The 15965-nt window shown below is 67.3% G+C and carries 15 protein-coding genes and 1 pseudogene; 9 read left to right on the top strand and 7 right to left on the bottom strand.

Features of this window, described 5'->3' with window-relative positions; translation table 11 throughout:
- A pseudogene (locus RR928_RS04440) lies at nucleotides 1-180 on the bottom strand (ABC transporter substrate-binding protein); the annotation flags it as partial.
- Between the two features lie 111 nt (nucleotides 181-291).
- On the opposite strand from RR928_RS04440, the gene RR928_RS04435 reads away from it, so the two are divergent.
- A complete protein-coding gene (locus tag RR928_RS04435; protein WP_332534144.1) occupies nucleotides 292-1017 on the top strand; it encodes a GntR family transcriptional regulator in 726 nt (241 codons plus the stop codon).
- Between the two features lie 5 nt (nucleotides 1018-1022).
- Here RR928_RS04435 and RR928_RS04430 read toward each other — a convergent pair whose 3' ends face one another.
- The 4 genes from RR928_RS04430 to RR928_RS04415 form a co-directional block, all read right to left on the bottom strand.
- Nucleotides 1023-1388 (bottom strand): hypothetical protein, encoded by a 366-nt coding sequence (locus RR928_RS04430; RefSeq protein WP_332534143.1) that lies wholly within the window; start codon nucleotides 1386-1388, stop codon nucleotides 1023-1025.
- The gene (locus tag RR928_RS04425) at nucleotides 1385-1843 is read right to left on the bottom strand and encodes a hypothetical protein (RefSeq protein WP_332534142.1); all 459 of its coding nucleotides are present in this window, start codon (nucleotides 1841-1843) and stop codon (nucleotides 1385-1387) included. Before RR928_RS04425 ends, RR928_RS04430 begins: the two co-directional genes overlap by 4 nt.
- 10 nt (nucleotides 1844-1853) lie before the next feature.
- Nucleotides 1854-2843, bottom strand: coding sequence for a Bug family tripartite tricarboxylate transporter substrate binding protein (locus tag RR928_RS04420; RefSeq protein ID WP_332534141.1), 990 nt, complete (start codon nucleotides 2841-2843; stop codon nucleotides 1854-1856).
- A gap of 94 nt (nucleotides 2844-2937) precedes the next feature.
- A complete protein-coding gene (locus RR928_RS04415; RefSeq protein ID WP_332534140.1) occupies nucleotides 2938-3996 on the bottom strand; it encodes a 3-keto-5-aminohexanoate cleavage protein in 1059 nt (352 codons plus the stop codon).
- Between the two features lie 143 nt (nucleotides 3997-4139).
- On the opposite strand from RR928_RS04415, the gene RR928_RS04410 reads away from it, so the two are divergent.
- A complete protein-coding gene (locus RR928_RS04410; RefSeq protein WP_332534139.1) occupies nucleotides 4140-5162 on the top strand; it encodes an AraC family transcriptional regulator in 1023 nt (340 codons plus the stop codon).
- A 3-nt stretch (nucleotides 5163-5165) separates the two neighbouring features.
- Here the strand turns inward: RR928_RS04410 and RR928_RS04405 are convergent, their stop codons facing one another.
- Nucleotides 5166-6083, bottom strand: coding sequence for a LysR family transcriptional regulator (locus tag RR928_RS04405; RefSeq protein ID WP_332534138.1), 918 nt, complete (start codon nucleotides 6081-6083; stop codon nucleotides 5166-5168).
- A 158-nt stretch (nucleotides 6084-6241) separates the two neighbouring features.
- Here RR928_RS04405 and RR928_RS04400 point away from each other — a divergent pair, with 158 nt between their 5' ends.
- Nucleotides 6242-7237, top strand: coding sequence for a YeiH family protein (locus tag RR928_RS04400; protein WP_332534178.1), 996 nt, complete (start codon nucleotides 6242-6244; stop codon nucleotides 7235-7237).
- Between the two features lie 24 nt (nucleotides 7238-7261).
- On the opposite strand, the gene RR928_RS04395 is transcribed toward RR928_RS04400, so the two are convergent.
- Entirely contained in the window at nucleotides 7262-8290 is a 1029-nt protein-coding gene (locus RR928_RS04395; protein ID WP_332534137.1) for an AraC family transcriptional regulator, read from the bottom strand.
- Between the two features lie 313 nt (nucleotides 8291-8603).
- On the opposite strand from RR928_RS04395, the gene RR928_RS04390 reads away from it, so the two are divergent.
- The 6 genes from RR928_RS04390 to RR928_RS04365 all read left to right on the top strand — a co-directional run bounded on the left by RR928_RS04390 (nucleotide 8604) and on the right by RR928_RS04365 (nucleotide 15955).
- Nucleotides 8604-9584: a quinone oxidoreductase family protein gene (locus RR928_RS04390; protein ID WP_332681601.1), complete on the top strand. Its 981-nt coding sequence runs from the start codon at nucleotides 8604-8606 to the stop codon at nucleotides 9582-9584.
- Between the two features lie 13 nt (nucleotides 9585-9597).
- On the top strand, nucleotides 9598-10440 hold the full coding sequence (locus RR928_RS04385; RefSeq protein WP_332534135.1) for a TauD/TfdA dioxygenase family protein: 843 nt from the start codon (nucleotides 9598-9600) through the stop codon (nucleotides 10438-10440).
- 19 nt (nucleotides 10441-10459) lie between these two features.
- Nucleotides 10460-11440 carry a tripartite tricarboxylate transporter substrate binding protein gene (locus tag RR928_RS04380; protein WP_332534134.1) on the top strand — a complete coding sequence of 327 codons (981 nt, stop codon included), beginning with the start codon at nucleotides 10460-10462 and terminating at the stop codon, nucleotides 11438-11440.
- An 87-nt stretch (nucleotides 11441-11527) separates the two neighbouring features.
- Nucleotides 11528-12673: a porin gene (locus tag RR928_RS04375; RefSeq protein WP_332681600.1), complete on the top strand. Its 1146-nt coding sequence runs from the start codon at nucleotides 11528-11530 to the stop codon at nucleotides 12671-12673.
- A 70-nt stretch (nucleotides 12674-12743) separates the two neighbouring features.
- Entirely contained in the window at nucleotides 12744-14297 is a 1554-nt protein-coding gene (locus RR928_RS04370) for an acetolactate synthase large subunit (RefSeq protein WP_332534132.1), read from the top strand.
- Between the two features lie 599 nt (nucleotides 14298-14896).
- On the top strand, nucleotides 14897-15955 hold the full coding sequence (locus tag RR928_RS04365) for a 3-keto-5-aminohexanoate cleavage protein (RefSeq protein WP_332534131.1): 1059 nt from the start codon (nucleotides 14897-14899) through the stop codon (nucleotides 15953-15955).
- The last annotated feature ends 10 nt before the right edge of the window (nucleotides 15956-15965 follow it).

The following is a 15965-nucleotide window of genomic DNA, read 5'->3' as shown; positions in this document are numbered from 1 at the left end:
CGGCTCGCCGAGCACGCGCGCCAGCACGTCGCCGCTTTGGCCCGCGGTGAAGGGCACGATGATGGTCACCGGCTTGGCAGGGTACTTGGCGGGCGCGGCCTGGCTCCAGGCGTGTACGGGCGCCAGCGCCGCAGCAAGCGCCGAGCAGGCAAGGGACAGGTTCAGGCTTCTACGTCGCATGGTGGTCCTCGGTTGGAAAGCAGATGCCGGATGGTATATTTGTCCCTATGTTTGATATGTAGGGACATATCCGATGAACATATGCCATACATACACAGGAAGGGCGCGCTGATGGCGGTAGCAAAGTACCAGCAAATGGCCGAGGAATTGATACAGCAGATTCGCGCCGGCGACCTGCCTGTGGGCGCGCTGCTGCCGACAGAAATGGAACTGATGGCGGCCTACCAGACCAGCCGCAACACCGTGCGCATGGCCTTGCAGCAGTTGCAGGCGCGCGGCCTGATTTCGCGCCGGCGCAACCGCGGAACCCAAGTCGAAGCGCTGCCCGGAGGCGTCGCGACCTTCACGCAATCGCTGTCGTTCGACAACCTGGTCATGCTCGCCAGCACGGCGCAGCGCACGCTGCTGGCTTCGGCCGATGTGGTGCTCGATACGGCGGCGGCCAAGGCGCTGCAATGCCAGCCGGGCTCGCGCTGGTACCGGCTGTCCATGGTGCGCAATGTGCCCGGCAAGGCCAGGCCGCTGGGCTGGACCGATGCCTATGTCGATCCGCATTACCGCCAGGTGGGCGCGCTGGCCGAACAGCAGCCGGGCAAGCTGCTGGCCGACATCATCGAGACCGAGTTCGGCCGGCGCATAGAAAGCGTGGAGCAGACGGTGTCGTGCTGCTCGGTGACCGAAGACATGGCGCAGACGCTGGGCGCGGCGCGCGGCACGCCCGCGCTGCGCGTGCTCAAGCATTACCGCGACGCGGCGCGCGCGCTGGTGATCGTGACCAGCACGCTCTATCCCGAAAATCGCTATTCGATCGTCACGACGCTGGCGCGCAGCGCCTGAACCCTTCAGCCCAGCTGGCGTGCGCGCGCGCCCATGGCGGCCAGCAAGTCCAGCGCGCGCTGCGCGGCCGGCACGCCGCCGTCCATGTCGCCGCGCACGAACAGCGGCCGCAGCTCCTCGATTTCCTCGAGCTGGTCTATCAGTTCAGGCTCGGCGAGCCGGTATTTGCGCAGCACGCTGACCAGGGTCATGGAGGCATGGACCATGTCTTCGGCCGGCGTGCTCAGGCCTGTCCTGTGCAGGATGAAGTTGACCCAGTGCGTTCCGGCGAGCATCGCGGCCTCGATGCGGATTTCCCAGTCGGCATCGCCGAGCTTGGTGAGCGACTGCTCTATGCGCCTGGCCTTGTCGCGGTGGTTTTCGGGCGTCATGGCTGTTGCTCCATTGGCACCAGGGCCTGGTAGACGGCGATGGCCTGGGACAGCGCGCGCTCGCACTCGGCGACGATCGCCGGCGTGGGGACGCGGTCCGCGCGCAGGCAGGGGTCGCGGTGTTCCTCGAGCGCATGCAAGGCCGCTTCGAGGCGCTGGATGGGCGCAGGCATGTCGCCGGGAATCTGGGGCCAGCCCACATGGCTTACATCGCCCGGGCCGCGCAGTTCGCGCCGCCAGCCGCCGTCGGCCTGCGGCACCACATGCACGCCGGGAATGGTGGAAAAGGCCCGGTCTTCGCTGGTCAGGCCGCAGGCGTGCAACGATGCGTTCCAGATGTTGGTGCCCGCGGTCAGGCTGCTCCAGTACCAGAGCTCGAAATCCTGCAGCGGGTCCAGGCGCTCGCGCAGCTGCAGCAGGCGGCGGATCTTGTCGGCGTGGGAAGCAATCTTCATGGCGACGGCTTCACTCCGGGCGGATATTGCCGTCGGCCACGACCTTGCGCCAGACGGTGAGGTCGTCGGTCAGCGTCTGCACGAACACTTCGCGGCTCACCGCGGGCGCGGGCGGGATGTTGGCCTGGCGCAGCGCTTCCTTGAACGCGGGCTTGCTCACTTCCGCGTTGATCGCGGCATGCAGGCGCTCGAGAATGGGGCGGGGCGTGTTCTTCGGGGCAAAGACGCCTTGCCAGCCCGCGGCGGTGAACGGATAGCCCTGCTCCGACAGCACCTGCACATCGGGCAGCTTGGGGCTGCGCACGGTGCCGGTCAGCGCGATGCCGCGCAGCTTGCCCTGGGCAATGAAGCCCAGCGGCGACACCACGTCGACCCAGCCTATGGGAATCACGCCGGCAACGATGTCGGTGAGCAGCGCGGGCGTCGATTTGTAGGGCACATGTTCTATCGACAAGCCTTCGCGCTGCTTGATCCACTCCATGGTCAGGTGACCGTTCGAGCCCACGCCCCACGAGCCATACGACTGGTATTTCTGCGGGTCCTTGCGCAGCAGGGCCACGAGTTCGGGCAATGTCGTCGCGGGCACGGACGCGTGCACGGCCAGCAGCACGCCGCCCACGGACGACAGCGCCACGGGCTCCAGATCGCGCAAGGTCTTGATCGGCAGCGCGGGATTGAGCGCCTCGGCCATCACCATGGACGAGGCCGTGCTGTGCAAGATGGTGTAGCCGTCGGGCGCGGCGTTCTTCACCACCGACGAGCCGATCACGCCATTCGCGCCGGGCCGGTTGTCGATGACAAACGGCTGGCCCAGCGTCTGCTGCAGGCGCGCATAGAGCTGGCGCGCCATGGTGTCGAGAATGCCGCCCGCGCCGCCGGGAACGATCACTTTCACGGGGCGCGCAGGCCAGTCCCTGCTGCTTTCGGCCGCGGCTGCGAGGCCGCCCGCCAGCGATGCGGCAGCGCCCAGAACGATTTCTCTGCGGTTCAAAGTCGTCATTTTTGTATTCCTTGATCCAGGTGGGCGTGCACCTTGGCGCACGCTTGTCTCCCCATGCATTTCCGGGCGCCGGCGGCCGCGGGTCCGCAGGCCGTCAATCGGGCTTGCGCAAAAAGCCCTGGTTGCCGCCCTTGCGGTTGGGCGCGAAGCCGTTCCTGGCCAGCGTCTCGTCGGCGGTTGCGTAGAACGTGTCCAGTTGCAGGATGTCGCGCGCCTGCTGGGCGGTGGCGATGGGGCGGCCGAACTCGCCGGCGATGCGCACCAGCTGCCTGATCTGCTCGACCGAACTCATCTTGCCCGTGCGCTGCTGGTTCCACAGCACGTCCTCGATGCCGCAGCGCACATGCAGGCCCAGGGCCATGCCTATCATGTTGATGGGCAGCACGTTGAGCACCGAGCTCTCCACCGTGATCACCGCGTTGTCGGGCGCGGCGCGCAGGAAGTTGGCCAGGTTGTAGATGTTGGCCTGGTCCATGCCGCCGCTGATCGCCACCCAGTTCATCACCAGCGGGCCCTTGTAGACGCCGCGGCGGATCATGCGCTCTATGGTCTCGAAGCTGTTGATGTTGTAGCACTGGAAGGCGCTCTGGATGCCGGCCGCCGACAGGCGGCGCACATGCTCCTCGGCCCAGCTCGGGTTCGAGGGCACGATCATGTCCTTGTAGGTGTTGTAGAGGTGCGGGAAGCCGCGCGAGACGCCGCGGAAATCGTCTTCGCCCGCATGCTCGGTGACGTTCATCTGCGTGGTGTTGACCGTGACCGTCACCTGGTCGGGCTTGGGAGTGAGTTCGGCGAGCATGTGGCGCGTGTCGTCGGACAGCCATTTGGCGGCCGAGCCGTCGTCCTCGGGCGCGAAGCTGATCGAGCCGCCGACCTGTATCACCATTTCGGGCACGCGCGCACGCACGCCGGCAATCAGTTCGTTGAACATCGACAGCCGCTTGCTGCCCTTGCCGTCGGCTTCGCGCACATGCAGGTGCAGCACGGTGGCGCCGGCGTCGTAGCAGTCGACGGCCTTCTGGATCTGTTCTTCCATGGTGACCGGAATGTCTTCGGGGAAGTCCGAGGGAATCCAGCCCGGCGCGTAGGGCGCGGCGGTGATGATCAGCGGCTGCTGGTTTTCGGGGTAGAGGTGGCCGTCGAGGAAGTTCATGCGGGAGTCTCCAGATTGAAGGGGGATGGATGTGTGGTTTCAGTGTCTGGCCTGACCCGTTCCTGGACTTGCTTTTCGGGGACATAGAATTGCTTATCTGGGACAAATGGCGTGCATGCGGTGCGCCATCCGAAGGCTGGAACATGAAACAGATTTCGCATTTCGTGCGCAGCGCCAGCCTCAACGGCTATGTCGAGCTGGTGCAGTCGCTGGGCCGCGACCCTTATGCCTTTCTGCGCAGCGTGGGCCTGCAGGCGCGGTTTCTCGACGATCCCGAACTGCTGATTCCCAGGGATGCGGCGCGCGAGCTGCTGGAGATCACGGCGCGCGCCACGCATACCGAGGACCTGGCGCTGCGCCTGGCGGCGCGGCGCCGGCTGTCGGCGCTGGGACCTATCAGCCTGGTGCTGCGCGAGGCCGGCTCGCCGCGCGAGGCGCTTGACACGCTGTGCCGCTATCTGCAGCTGGTGAATGCCTCGCTTCTTCTCGATGTCGAGGATGCGGGCAGCGTCGTGGTCATACGCGAGGAGCTGCTGCCCACGCCCGGACTGCAGATGCGCCAGTCGGTGGAGCTCGCAGTGGGCGGCATGTTCCAGATGCTCAGCGAATTGACCGGCCCGCAGTGGCAGCCGCTCGAAGTCTGCTTCACGCACAGGCCGCCCGAGAACGCGGCCGCGCACCGCGCGTTCTTCCGGCGCAGCGTGAAGTTCAACCAGGAGTTCAACGGCCTGGTCTGCCGCGCCAGCGACCTGGCCCAGCCGCGTGCGCTGGGCGACCAGGTGGCCGCGGGCTTTGCGCGCAAATACCTCGAGGCGGCGCTGGTGGAGCGCGGCGACAGCGCGCAGCAGACCTGCCGCCAGATCATGCTCGCGCTGCTGCCCGGCGGCAGCTGCACGGCGGCGGAGCTGGCGCGCTTCCTGCACATCGACCGGCGTACGCTGCACCGCCGGCTTGCAGCCGAAGGACTCACATTCAGCAGGCTGCTCGACGAAGTGCGCATGGATCTGGCCCAGCGCCATCTGCGCGAAAGCGACCGGCCGCTGCGCGAAGTCGCCGAACTGCTGGGCTTCACGCGGCCCAGCAGCTTCAGCCACTGGTTCGGTCAGCGCTTCGGCCGCAGTGCTTCGCAATGGAAGCAGCAGACGCTAGGCCCGATTGATTTTTAGCCGCTAAATCGCCGCCGCGGCGCGGCAATGCACCAGGAAATCCGCGGCGCCGCCGCCCAGTTTCTTTTCGCGGTGCAGCACGATGGCCAGCTTGCGCCTGGCCCTGGGCAGCCGGGTCTGCAGCTCGATCAGATGGCCGTCGGCCACGCTTTGCTCCACGGCATGGCGCGACAGGCAACCGAGGCCATCGCTGGCTGCGACCACGCGCTTGATCGCCTCGTTGCTGCCCAGCTCGAAGCCTATGCGCACCTGCTGCAGATTGCTCAGCAGCCATTCGTCGGTGACCTGGCGTGTGCCCGAACCATGCTCGCGCACCACCCAGGTGGCCTGGGCCAGCTGTTGCGGCGTCGCGCGCCGGCCTGCCAGCGCATGACCGGGCGCGGCGATGACCACGATCTCGTCATCGCTCCAGGGCTGCATCACCAGATCGGGGTGGGTCTGCGAACCTTCGACGAAACCTATGTCCACGTCCATGGCGGCGACGGCATCTATCACTTCGCTGGTGTTGCCTATGCGCAGATGGATCAGGCTTTTGGGGTGCAGCTGCGTCCAGCGCGACACCAGCTGCGGCAGCAGGTATTCGCCTATCGTGAAGCTGGCCGCGACGCGCAGCGGCGCGGCGTGCTCGCCCATGAACAGGTCCTGTGCCTCGGCCGCCTGATCGACGATGGCCTGGGCCTTGGGCAGCAGCGCGCGCCCGTTCTCGTTGAGCTGCAGCCGCCGGCCTATGCGATCGAACAGCTCGCAGCCCAGAGCGGCTTCGAGCTCGGCCAGCGCGGTGCTGGCCGCAGACTGCGAACGCGCGACGCGGTCGGCCGCGGCGCGCGTGCTGCCGCCGCGTGCCGTGGCCAGGAACACCTCGAGCTGGCGCAGGCTCAGGCGCAGCCGAAGAGAGGCAGGTTGAGTGGTTTTATCGATCATTCTGAGTGGAATTATCTGATTTTTTTCTTTATGAGTTTTTCGTATTATCAAATGCAGAAAACGGCTAAAGCCTTAGATACCCCCTTTGGAAGAGATCCAGCGTGCCCAATTTCCTCACCTCCCGCCTGCCCGCAGATCCCGCCCGGCCCGAAAGCGGCATGCAGCGCCTGCTGCAATGTTTGCCGGGCGCGGCCTTGTCCGCCGTGGTGGCCATGGCCGCGACGCTGGTGTCCAAACTGCATGGCGGCCCCCAGCTGCTCTATGCGCTGTTCTTCGGCGTGGCGTTCCACTATCTCAGCGCCGATCCCAAGACCCGGCCCGGCATAGAGTTCTGCGCGCGCACGGTGCTGCGCCTGGGCGTGGGCCTGCTGGGCGCGCGCATCACGGCCAGCCAGATCATGGGCCTGGGCTGGAGCACGGCGGCCATTGTGATCCTGGCGGTGGTCAGCACGCTGCTGTGCGGCGTGTTGCTCGGCCGGCGCCTGGGCCTGGACCGCGCGCAGTCGGTGCTGTCGGGCGGCGCGGTGGCGATCTGCGGCGCGTCGGCGGCGCTGGCGATTTCGGCCGTGCTGCCGCGCAACAAGGACAGCGAGCGCTTCACGCTGATGGTGGTGGTCACGGTGACCGTGCTGTCCACGCTGGCGATGGTGATCTACCCGCTGATCGCGCGCCTGCTGCACTTGCCGCCCGAGCTGGCCGGACTGTTCCTGGGCGGCACCATCCACGATGTCGCCCAGGTGGTGGGCGCGGGCTTCATGCTGGGCCAGGAAACCGGCGATTACGCGACCATCGTCAAGCTGTTTCGCGTGTCCATGCTGGCCGTGGTGGTGGTGATCGTGTCCTCGCTGTTCAAGCGCCAGCGCGAGGCCGAAGGCGCGGCCGCCGCACAGAAAAAACAGCCACTCGTGCCCTGGTTCCTCTGGGTGTTCGTGGCGCTGGTGATCGTCAATTCGGTGGGCGCCGTGCCCGCGGCCGTCCAGGCCGGCCTGAGCGACATTTCGCGCGACTGCCTGGTCGTGGCGATTGCCGCGCTGGGCATGAAGACTTCGTTCAAGCAACTGGCGCGCGCCGGCTGGCGGCCGTTCGCGCTGCTCGTGGTCGAGACGCTGTGGATGGCGGGCTTTGTGCTGGCCGCTATCTACCTGCGCTCCTGAAGCCGGGCGGTCGCCGCCCTGGCCTCAGCCCGCTGCGGCCAGGTGCTGCTGGCGCCATTGGCTGGGGCTTTGCTGGAAATGCTTGCTGAACCAGCGCGTGAACGAGCTGTTCTCGGCGAAACCCGACAGCGCGGCGGCTTCGCTGACCGACAGATGCGGGTTCTTCAACGCGCGCACCGCGGCCTGGCTGCGCACCGCATCCAGCGTTTGCTGAAAACTGGTGTTGCGGCCTTCGAGCTGGCGTTGCAGCGAGCGCGCAGTGCAGCCCAGCGCGCTTGCGACCTGGGCAATGCCGTGGCGCCCGTGCGGCAGCAAGGACTGCAGCGTGTCCTGCACCCGCTGCTCGACTTCGCGTGACGAGGGCCGCGGCGCATGCGCGTCTATCAGCTGGCGTGCATGGCCTTCCATGTGGTGGTCGTATTCGGGGTGCGGCAGCTGCAGGTCCTGGTTGCTCAGCACGATGCCGTCGAAGTGCGAGGCAAACACCGTTTCGCAGCCCAGCACGCGCCTGTGGTGGACTGCGTTCGCGGGCGCGGCATGGGTGAAATGCACGCTGAGCGGGTTCCAGTCGCGGCCCAGCTGGTGGCGGCACAGGCTCAATAGGGCCGCGATGCCCAGCTCCATGGGCTGGCGGCCCGGCGTGTCGCGTTCGGTGCGCAGGTGCAGCTGGATGATGGACAGGCGCTGCTGGGTCACGATCTCGGTGGTGATCGTGCTGCTGATCAGGTGCGGGTAGTCCTTGAGCGTCTGCAGCAGCGCGGCCAGGCTCGCCTGGTGCTGCAGCAGCAGGCTCAGCGGACCGAAATCCGACAGTTTCCAGCAGGCCCCCATGAGCAGGCCCAGCGCGGCATGGCCCGCATGCGCGGACGACGTTTCCAGCATCTGGGCGAACGCGGTCTCGGGCACCTGCAGGTCGGGTGAATTCAGGCAGCTGTGGTCCAGCCCGGCCTGCCGCAGCATGCGCAGCGGATCCAGCCCGAATTCCTGCGCGACTTTCGCATATTTGTTCAGGCTGATGCTGCGAATGCGCGGCGTCATGGACAGGGCGGACATGTGCTTTGGGCGTGGGGAACGAAGGCCATTCGGAAGCACGGACTGGCGCGGCAATGCGGTTGCCAGGCCATTGCTTTGAGTTTTGCTGAGGTATATCAATACCGGTGGCGCCGGTCAATGGTGGAAACGCCGGTCTGCCGCCTGCCGTCCAGGTCTACGGGAAGACCCTGGGGGGAGTTTCCCGTGGTCGCACGAGAGGACAACTGCCTGTCGCAATCGGTCAAGTCGCGCACCGGGCTCCCATCCGAGAATTTTCCCCAGACGGCAGGCAATGCTTGGAATGCCGGCCGCGGCGAACTTCAAGGAAACAGATATGGCACAAATCATCACTTTCGCCCGCACCGGCGGACCCGAGGTCCTGGAATTGCAGACCGTGAGCGTGGGCGAGCCCGGCCCGGGCCAGGTGCGGCTGCAGCAAAAGGCCGTGGGCCTGAACTACGCGGACACCTATTTCCGCACGGGCATCTATCCCGTGCCCCTGCCCAGCGGCATGGGCGTGGAAGCCGCGGGGGTGGTGACGGCGGTGGGCGCGGGCGTGGACAACGTGGCCGTGGGTGACCGCGTGACCTATACCGGCTTCACCAACACGCTGGGCGCGTACAGCAGCGAGCGGCTGATTCCCGCCGCGCCCTTGATCCGGCTGCCCGACGGCATCGACTTCGAGACCGCGGCCTGCATCACCATGCGCGGCCTGACCGCGGCGTATCTGCTGCGCCGCATCCATCCGTTCCAGGGCCACGAGACCATTTTGCTGCACGCCGCGGCCGGCGGCGTGGGCCTGATCCTGACCCAATGGGCCAAGCTGCTGGGCCTGACGGTGATAGGCACGGTCTCCACCGATGCCAAGGCCGAAGTGGCGCGCGCCCATGGCTGCGACCATGTGATCAATTACAGCCACGAGGATGTGGTGGCGCGGGTGCGCGAGATCACGGGCGGCGTGGGCGTGGCCGTGGTGTTCGACAGCGTGGGCAAGGACACGTTCATGGCTTCGCTCGACTGCCTGCAGCGCCGCGGGCTGCTGGTCTGCGTGGGCACGGCGTCGGGAAAGATAGAGCCGTTCGATCCGGCCATCCTGGGGCGCAAGGGCTCGCTGTTCGTGACGCGTCCGGCGCTGGCCGACTACATTGCCGACCCCGCGGAAAAGCAGGCCCTGCTGGCCGAGCTGTTCGGCCATGTCGCGGCCGGCCGCATACGCATAGAGATCCACAAGCGCTATGCGCTGGCCGACGCCGCGCAGGCGCACCGCGATCTCGAATCCCGCAAGACCGTGGGCGCTTCGGTCTTCACCATCTGAGGAGGAACAGGCCATGAAAGTCGAACAACTGACATGCACCATCGGTGCCGAAATATCGGGCGTGAGCCTGGGCGAGGCGTCGCGCGATACCGGCCTGGCCGATGCAATCAAGGGCTTGCTGCTGCAGCACAAGGTGCTGTTCTTTCGCGACCAGGACATCACGCGCGCCGAGCATGTGGCGTTCGCGCGCCATTTCGGCGAGCTCGAGGACCATCCCGTCGCGGGCAGCGATCCCGACCACCCGGGCCTGGTGCAGATCTACCGCAGCGACAAGCGCGAGAACTACGAGAACAGCTACCACACCGACGGCCAGTGGCGCGCGACGCCGACCATGGGCTGCGTGCTGCGCTGCATCGAATGCCCGCCCGTGGGCGGCGACACCATCTGGGTCAACATGGCCGAGGCCTACCGCAACCTGCCGGGCGACGTCCAGAAGAAGATCGCCGGGCTCAAGGCCAAGAACAGCATAGAGCATGGCTTCGGCGCCGTGATGCCCGAGGAGCAGCGCCTGGCGCTGGGCCGCCAGCATCCGCCCGTGGAGCATCCGGTGGTGCGCACCCACCCCGAAACCGGCGAGCAGGTGCTGTTTGTGAGCAGCTTCACCACCCATTTCGCGAACTTCCACACGCCCGACAACGTGCGCTACGGCCAGGACAAGACGCCGGGCGCGAGCCTGCTGCTCAACTACCTGACCAGCCAGGCGGCCATTCCCGAGTACCAGGTGCGTTTCCGCTGGAAGCCCCACAGCGTGGCGATGTGGGACAACCGCTGCACCCAGCATTACGCGGTGCAGGATTACTGGCCCGCGCCGCGCAAAATGGAGCGCGCGGCCATCATCGGCGACAAGCCCTACTGACACCGCAGGAGAGACAAGCATGAAACAACAACGCAGTGCAGGGTGGTGGGGGCTGGTGTTCGCGGCCGTGGCCGCTGCGGCGACGGCCCAGGCCCAGCCCGCCTGGCCCGCCAAGCCCATTCGCCTGCTGGTCGGCGCGCCCGCGGGCGGCAGCGCCGACGCGCTGGCCCGGCTGCTGGCCGAAGGCCTGCAGCACGACCTGGGCAAGCCGGTGATCGTGGAATCGAAGCCCGGCGCCGCGGGCGTGCTCGCGGTCAGCGACCTGCTGCAAAACGGCAGGGACGGCCACACCTTTTTGGTGATACAGGGCGGCATCGTGAGCGAGACGCCGCTGGCCTACAAGGTCAGCTACCAGCCGTTCAAGGATCTCAAGCCCCTGGCCCAGCTCAGCCGCACGGGACTGGTGCTGGTCGCCAACAAGGATCTGCCGGTCACCAATCTGCAGCAGCTGGTGGCGTATGGCAAGGCGCAAAAGGAAGGGCTGGACTTCGCGTCCTATGCCGCGGGAATGAAGGGCCATACCTCGGGCATGCTGCTGGGCCAGCTGACGCAGATGTCCATGAAGCATGTGGGCTACAAGGGCTCGCCGCCGGGCCTGACCGATCTGATGGGCGGTCATGTGCCGCTGATGTTCGACGGCCTGCCGACTTCGCTGCCGCTGATCAAGGCCGGCAAGATCAAGGCGATTGCCGTCAACTACCCGACGCGCATTGCCGAGCTGCCGCAGGTGCCCACGTTCAAGGAGCTGGGCTATCCCGAACTGGCCCAGGCCGGCTGGTTCGCGGTCTGGTCGCGGCCCGACGCCCCGCCCGAGGTGCAGCAGAAGATCCGCGAACTGACGCTCAGGCATTTCCAGCAGGCCGCCGTGCAGGCGCGCGTCAGGGAGATGGGCATGGACGCTGCGGGCAGCGCCACGTCGGAGGAGCTCATGGCCGATCTCCGGCAGGCCCACCAGCAGCAGGCGGCGCTGCTCAAGTCCATCCACTACCAGCCGCAATAAAGCCGGACTCCCTTTGTTTTTCGCGCCTCGGGTCAACCCAGGCGCAGCGTTCGCGTGCCAATCATTATTCCAACGGAGACAACGGTGATGAACAAGACAATACTCTGGAGCGTGCTGGCGCTGGCGCCGCAACTGGCCTGGGCACAAACCGGCGCGGGGCATCCCGGCGCGGGGCAAACCGGCGCGGGGCAACCCGGCGTCAGCGTCTACGGCGTGGTCGACATGGCGCTGTCGTCGTATAGGGGCGAGGGCGCGGGTTCGCGCCACATGGTGACTTCGAGCGGCAACCAGGCCAGCCGCCTGGGCTTCAAGGGGCGCGAGTCGCTGGGAGACCGCCTGTGGGCCGGCTTCGAGCTCGAGTCGGGGCTCAACACCGACACCGGCACGGGCCAGGCGAGCAACACCAACAACCAGGCCTCGGGCGCGGTCAACCCCAACGGGGCCATCACGTTCAATCGCAAGTCCTATGTCTATCTCGAAGGCCAGGACTGGGGCCAGCTGCGCCTGGGCCGCGACTACACGCCGGCGTTCTGGAACCTGTTTGCTTTCGACCCGTTCCGCGTGGGCGTGGGCATGAGCGGCCATGTGCTCAACGGCACGACAGCCACGGGCTTTCGCGCGTCGAACTCCGTCGGCTACTTCTCGCCGGGCTGCACCACGTTCCAGTGCAAGGGCCTGTTCTTCCAGGGCATGCTGGCCGCGGGCGAAAACACCGGCAGCGATGCGACAAAGCGCGACGGCAACCTCTACGCCTGGCGCCTGGGCTATGGCGGCGCGGACTTCGACATCGCCGTGGCGTCGGCCACGACGAAGAACGCGGCCGTGGGCGACTTCGTGCAGTCCAATATCGGCGGCGCCTACCAGTGGCAGGGCCACAGGCTCATGGCCCTGGTCGGGCAGAACAAGACCCGCATTCCCGTTGCCGCGCTGTCGGGCACCAGCCGCGGGAGCTTCTGGCAGCTGGGCGCGTGGATCTCTGTCGGCCCGGGCTACATCCCCGTGAGCTACATGCAGCTGCAGCGCAACGACGCGGCCGACAGCGCGGCGCGCAAGCTGGCCGTGGGCTATGTGCACCCGCTGTCCAAGCGCACCACGCTGTACGGCACTTATGCGCATGTCACCAACAGGGGCGCGCTGCGCCTGCCCGTGAGTTCGGGCGCCGAGCAGGGGCCGGTGCCGGTGCTGGGCGGCAATGCCTCGGGCTTCGATCTGGGCATTCGCCACGTGTTCTGAGTCCAGCTCGGCGCTTCGATTTTTCTGCGGCCGCCTGCGGCCGCTTTTACTTTTTCCTTCGGACTTTTCCATGAACGGCGCAGAACAGCTTGTCCACACGCTGCTCGACCACCAGGTCGACATGTGTTTCACCAACCCCGGCACGTCGGAAATGCACTTTGTCGCCGCGCTCGACCGGATAGCCGGCATGCGCTGCGTGCTGGGCCTGCACGAGACCGTGGTCACGGGCGCGGCCGACGGCTACTACCGCATGGCCGACCGGCCGGCCGCAACCCTGCTGCATCTGGGCCCGGGACTGGCCAACGGCCTGGCCAATCTGCACAACGCCAAGAAGGCGCGCTCGGGCATCGTCAACATCGTCGGCGACCATGCGGCGGCGCATCTGCAGCTCGACGCGCCGCTGACGTCCGACATCCATGGCGTCGCGGCGCCCATGTCCCAGTGGGTGCGCACCAGCGCCGGCGTCGCCGACATCGCGGCCGACGGCGCCGAGGCCGTGCGCCAGGCGAATGCGCGCCCGGGGCGCATTGCCACGCTGGTGCTGCCGGCCAATGTGGCCTGGTCCGAAGTGCCCCACGCGCCTGCGCCGGTCGCGGCCTTGGCGCCCGCGCCCGCGCCACAGCCCGCGCGCGATTTCGAGCGCATTGTCCAGGCGCTGCGCGAGCAGCCTCAGTCGACCTTGCTGCTGCTGGGCGACCGTGCGCTGCGCGCCTGCTGTACCGAGATCGCGGGCCGCATTGCCGCGGCCACGGGCTGCGCGCTGCGCGCCGAGTTCTATACCGCGCGGCTGGAGCGGGGCGCGGGGCGCGTGGCCGTGCCGCGCCTGCCGTATGCGGTCGCTCCCGGTCTGGCGGCGCTGGCCGGCTTCCAGCGCATCATTCTGGTCGGTGCCAGTCCGCCCGTGGCGTTCTTTGCCTACCCGGACCAGCCGGGCCGGCTGTCGGCGCCGGGCTGTGAGTTCCTCACGCTGGCCACGCCCGAAGATGCACCGCAGGATGCGCTGCAGGCGCTCAGCGAAGCGCTGGGTGCGCACAAAGTGCGGCCGGCCCTGGTGGCCCAGGACGCGCAGCCGTTGTCGACCGGCGCGCTCACGCCCGAAGGCATAGGCCGCACGCTGGCGGCCACGCTGCCGGCCCAGGCCATCGTCGTCGAGGAGGCCATGACCACGGGCCGGGGCTTCGACGCGCTCACGGCCGGCGCCGCGCCGCATGACTGGCTCACGAGCTGCGGCGGAGCGATAGGCTTTGCGCTGCCCGCGGCCGTGGGCGCGGCGCTGGCTGCGCCGGGCCGGCGCGTGCTGGCGCTCGAAGGCGACGGCAGCGGCATGTATACGCTGCAGTCGCTGTGGACCATGGCGCGCGAGCAGCTGGACATCACGGTGGTGATCTTCGTCAATCGTGCCTACGGCATTCTGCGCGGCGAACTCGCGGCCGTGGGCGCGGGCACGCCCGGCAAGCGCGCCGAAGACATGCTGTCGCTGCGGCGCCCGGACCTGGACTGGTCCAGCCTGGCCAAAGGCATGGGCGTGGCCGCGCAGCGCGTGGACGATCTCCAGGCGCTGGGCCGGGCGCTGCAGCGCTCGTATGCGACGCCGGGGCCGACGCTGATTGAAGCGATGCTGTAGCTCCCACGCTGCATGGCGCTCAGGTCGGAAAGCGCGAGCTCAAGAGTCCCCAGGAAACGGCGCTTGTGTTGTGCCGCTGTTCGCTGGGGGCTGTGCCAGCGGCAGCTGCGACTTTGCTTTTCGAGGCCGGGTCTCGGCCCGGCAGCCGACCTCCTTTCTTGTCGCGCGACAAGAAAGGAGGCAAAGAAACGCGCCCCTGCTGTCTGCGACCCTGCGCTGCGCTCCGGGCAACCTGTCGTGCTCGGTCCCGGGCTGCGCCGCAGAACTCGCTACGCGGCTGCGCCGCTGCGCTCGAACAACTGCGGCGAGTCAGATGACGAAGTCGGTGTGTCCTTCGGCACACCGACCAGCCCGGGCCCTGTGCGCGCCAGGCGCAGCCAGAAGGGGGTCCCCGAGTGACTGCACTGGTGGCATTCAGCAGCAGAGCGGGTAACTGGCCGGCATTACCCAGAGGCCCCCACTCTGGCGCGAAATGCCAAGCGTGCAGCGCGATCCGGCAAGGGTCTGCTGCGCAGGCCGTCCTAAAGTGAAGCTGCCTGAAAACGCCGTCCGGACCGCACCCGCGGCCGGCGTCCGCCACCCCCTTGTTGGAGACCACCATGAACTTTCTCGACGGCCACCTGTTCCCCGAAAACCAGCAGCCCCTGATCATCACCGCCGCGCCCTATGCGCCGGGCTGGCTGCCCTCGGACTTCCCCGAGGACATTCCGGTCACCATGGATGCACAGATCCAGAAGGCCGTGGACTGCTACAACGCGGGTGCCACCGTGCTGCACCTGCATGTGCGCGAGATGGACGGCAAGGGCTCCAAGCGCCTGTCCAAGTTCAACGAGCTGATTGCCGGCGTGCGCCGGGCCGTGCCCGAGATGATCATCCAGGTCGGCGGCTCGATCAGCTTCGCGCCCGAGAACGAAGGCGAAATGGCCAAGTGGCTCAGCGACGACACGCGCCATATGCTCGCCGATCTCGACCCCGTTCCCGACCAGGTGACGGTCACCGTCAACACCTCGCAGATGAACGTCACCGACCAGGCCGAGGACGCCGACTTCAAGGGCACCTCGCGCGAGAACCCGGCGATCTTCAATGCCTACAAGGAAATGACCGTGCCCGCCCAGCCCGGCTGGGTCGAGGAGCATGTGCGCCGCCTGACCAAGGCCGGCATCCAGAGCGCGTTCCAGTGCTACAACATCAACAGCTTCGAATCCGTGGAGCGCCTGATGCGCCGCGGCTTCTACATGGGCCCGCTGGTGATGAACTGGGTGGCGATCGGCGGCGGCATGGACATGCCCAGCCTCTACAGCCTGGCCAACTTCGTGCGCGCCGTGCCCGACGGCGCGGTGCTGACCGTGGAAAGCAATGTGCGCAACGTGCTGCCGGTGAACATGATGGGCATTGCCGCTGGCCTGCATGTGCGCTGCGGCACCGAGGACTGCCTGTGGAACCAGGACCGCAGCGCCAAGGCCAGCACGGTCTCGCAGATCGAGCAGCTGGTGCGCATGTCGCGGGATTTCGGCCGGCCCATCGCCAGCGCGAAACAGGCGCGCGAGATCAGCAAGATCGGCGTGTTCTACGACACGGTGGAGGAGTCGCTGGCGGCCAACGGCTTTGCGCCCAACCGCAACGGCGGCAACCAGGGCTTTCTGCGCAAGACGGCCTGAGACACCCGCC

Origin of the sequence: Comamonas sp., from assembly GCF_036666375.1 — a bacterium.
Classification (GTDB): Bacteria; Pseudomonadota; Gammaproteobacteria; order Burkholderiales; family Burkholderiaceae_C; genus Comamonas.
The sequence above is the reverse complement of the archived record's forward strand: the minus strand, read 5'-3'. Positions and strand labels throughout refer to the sequence as shown.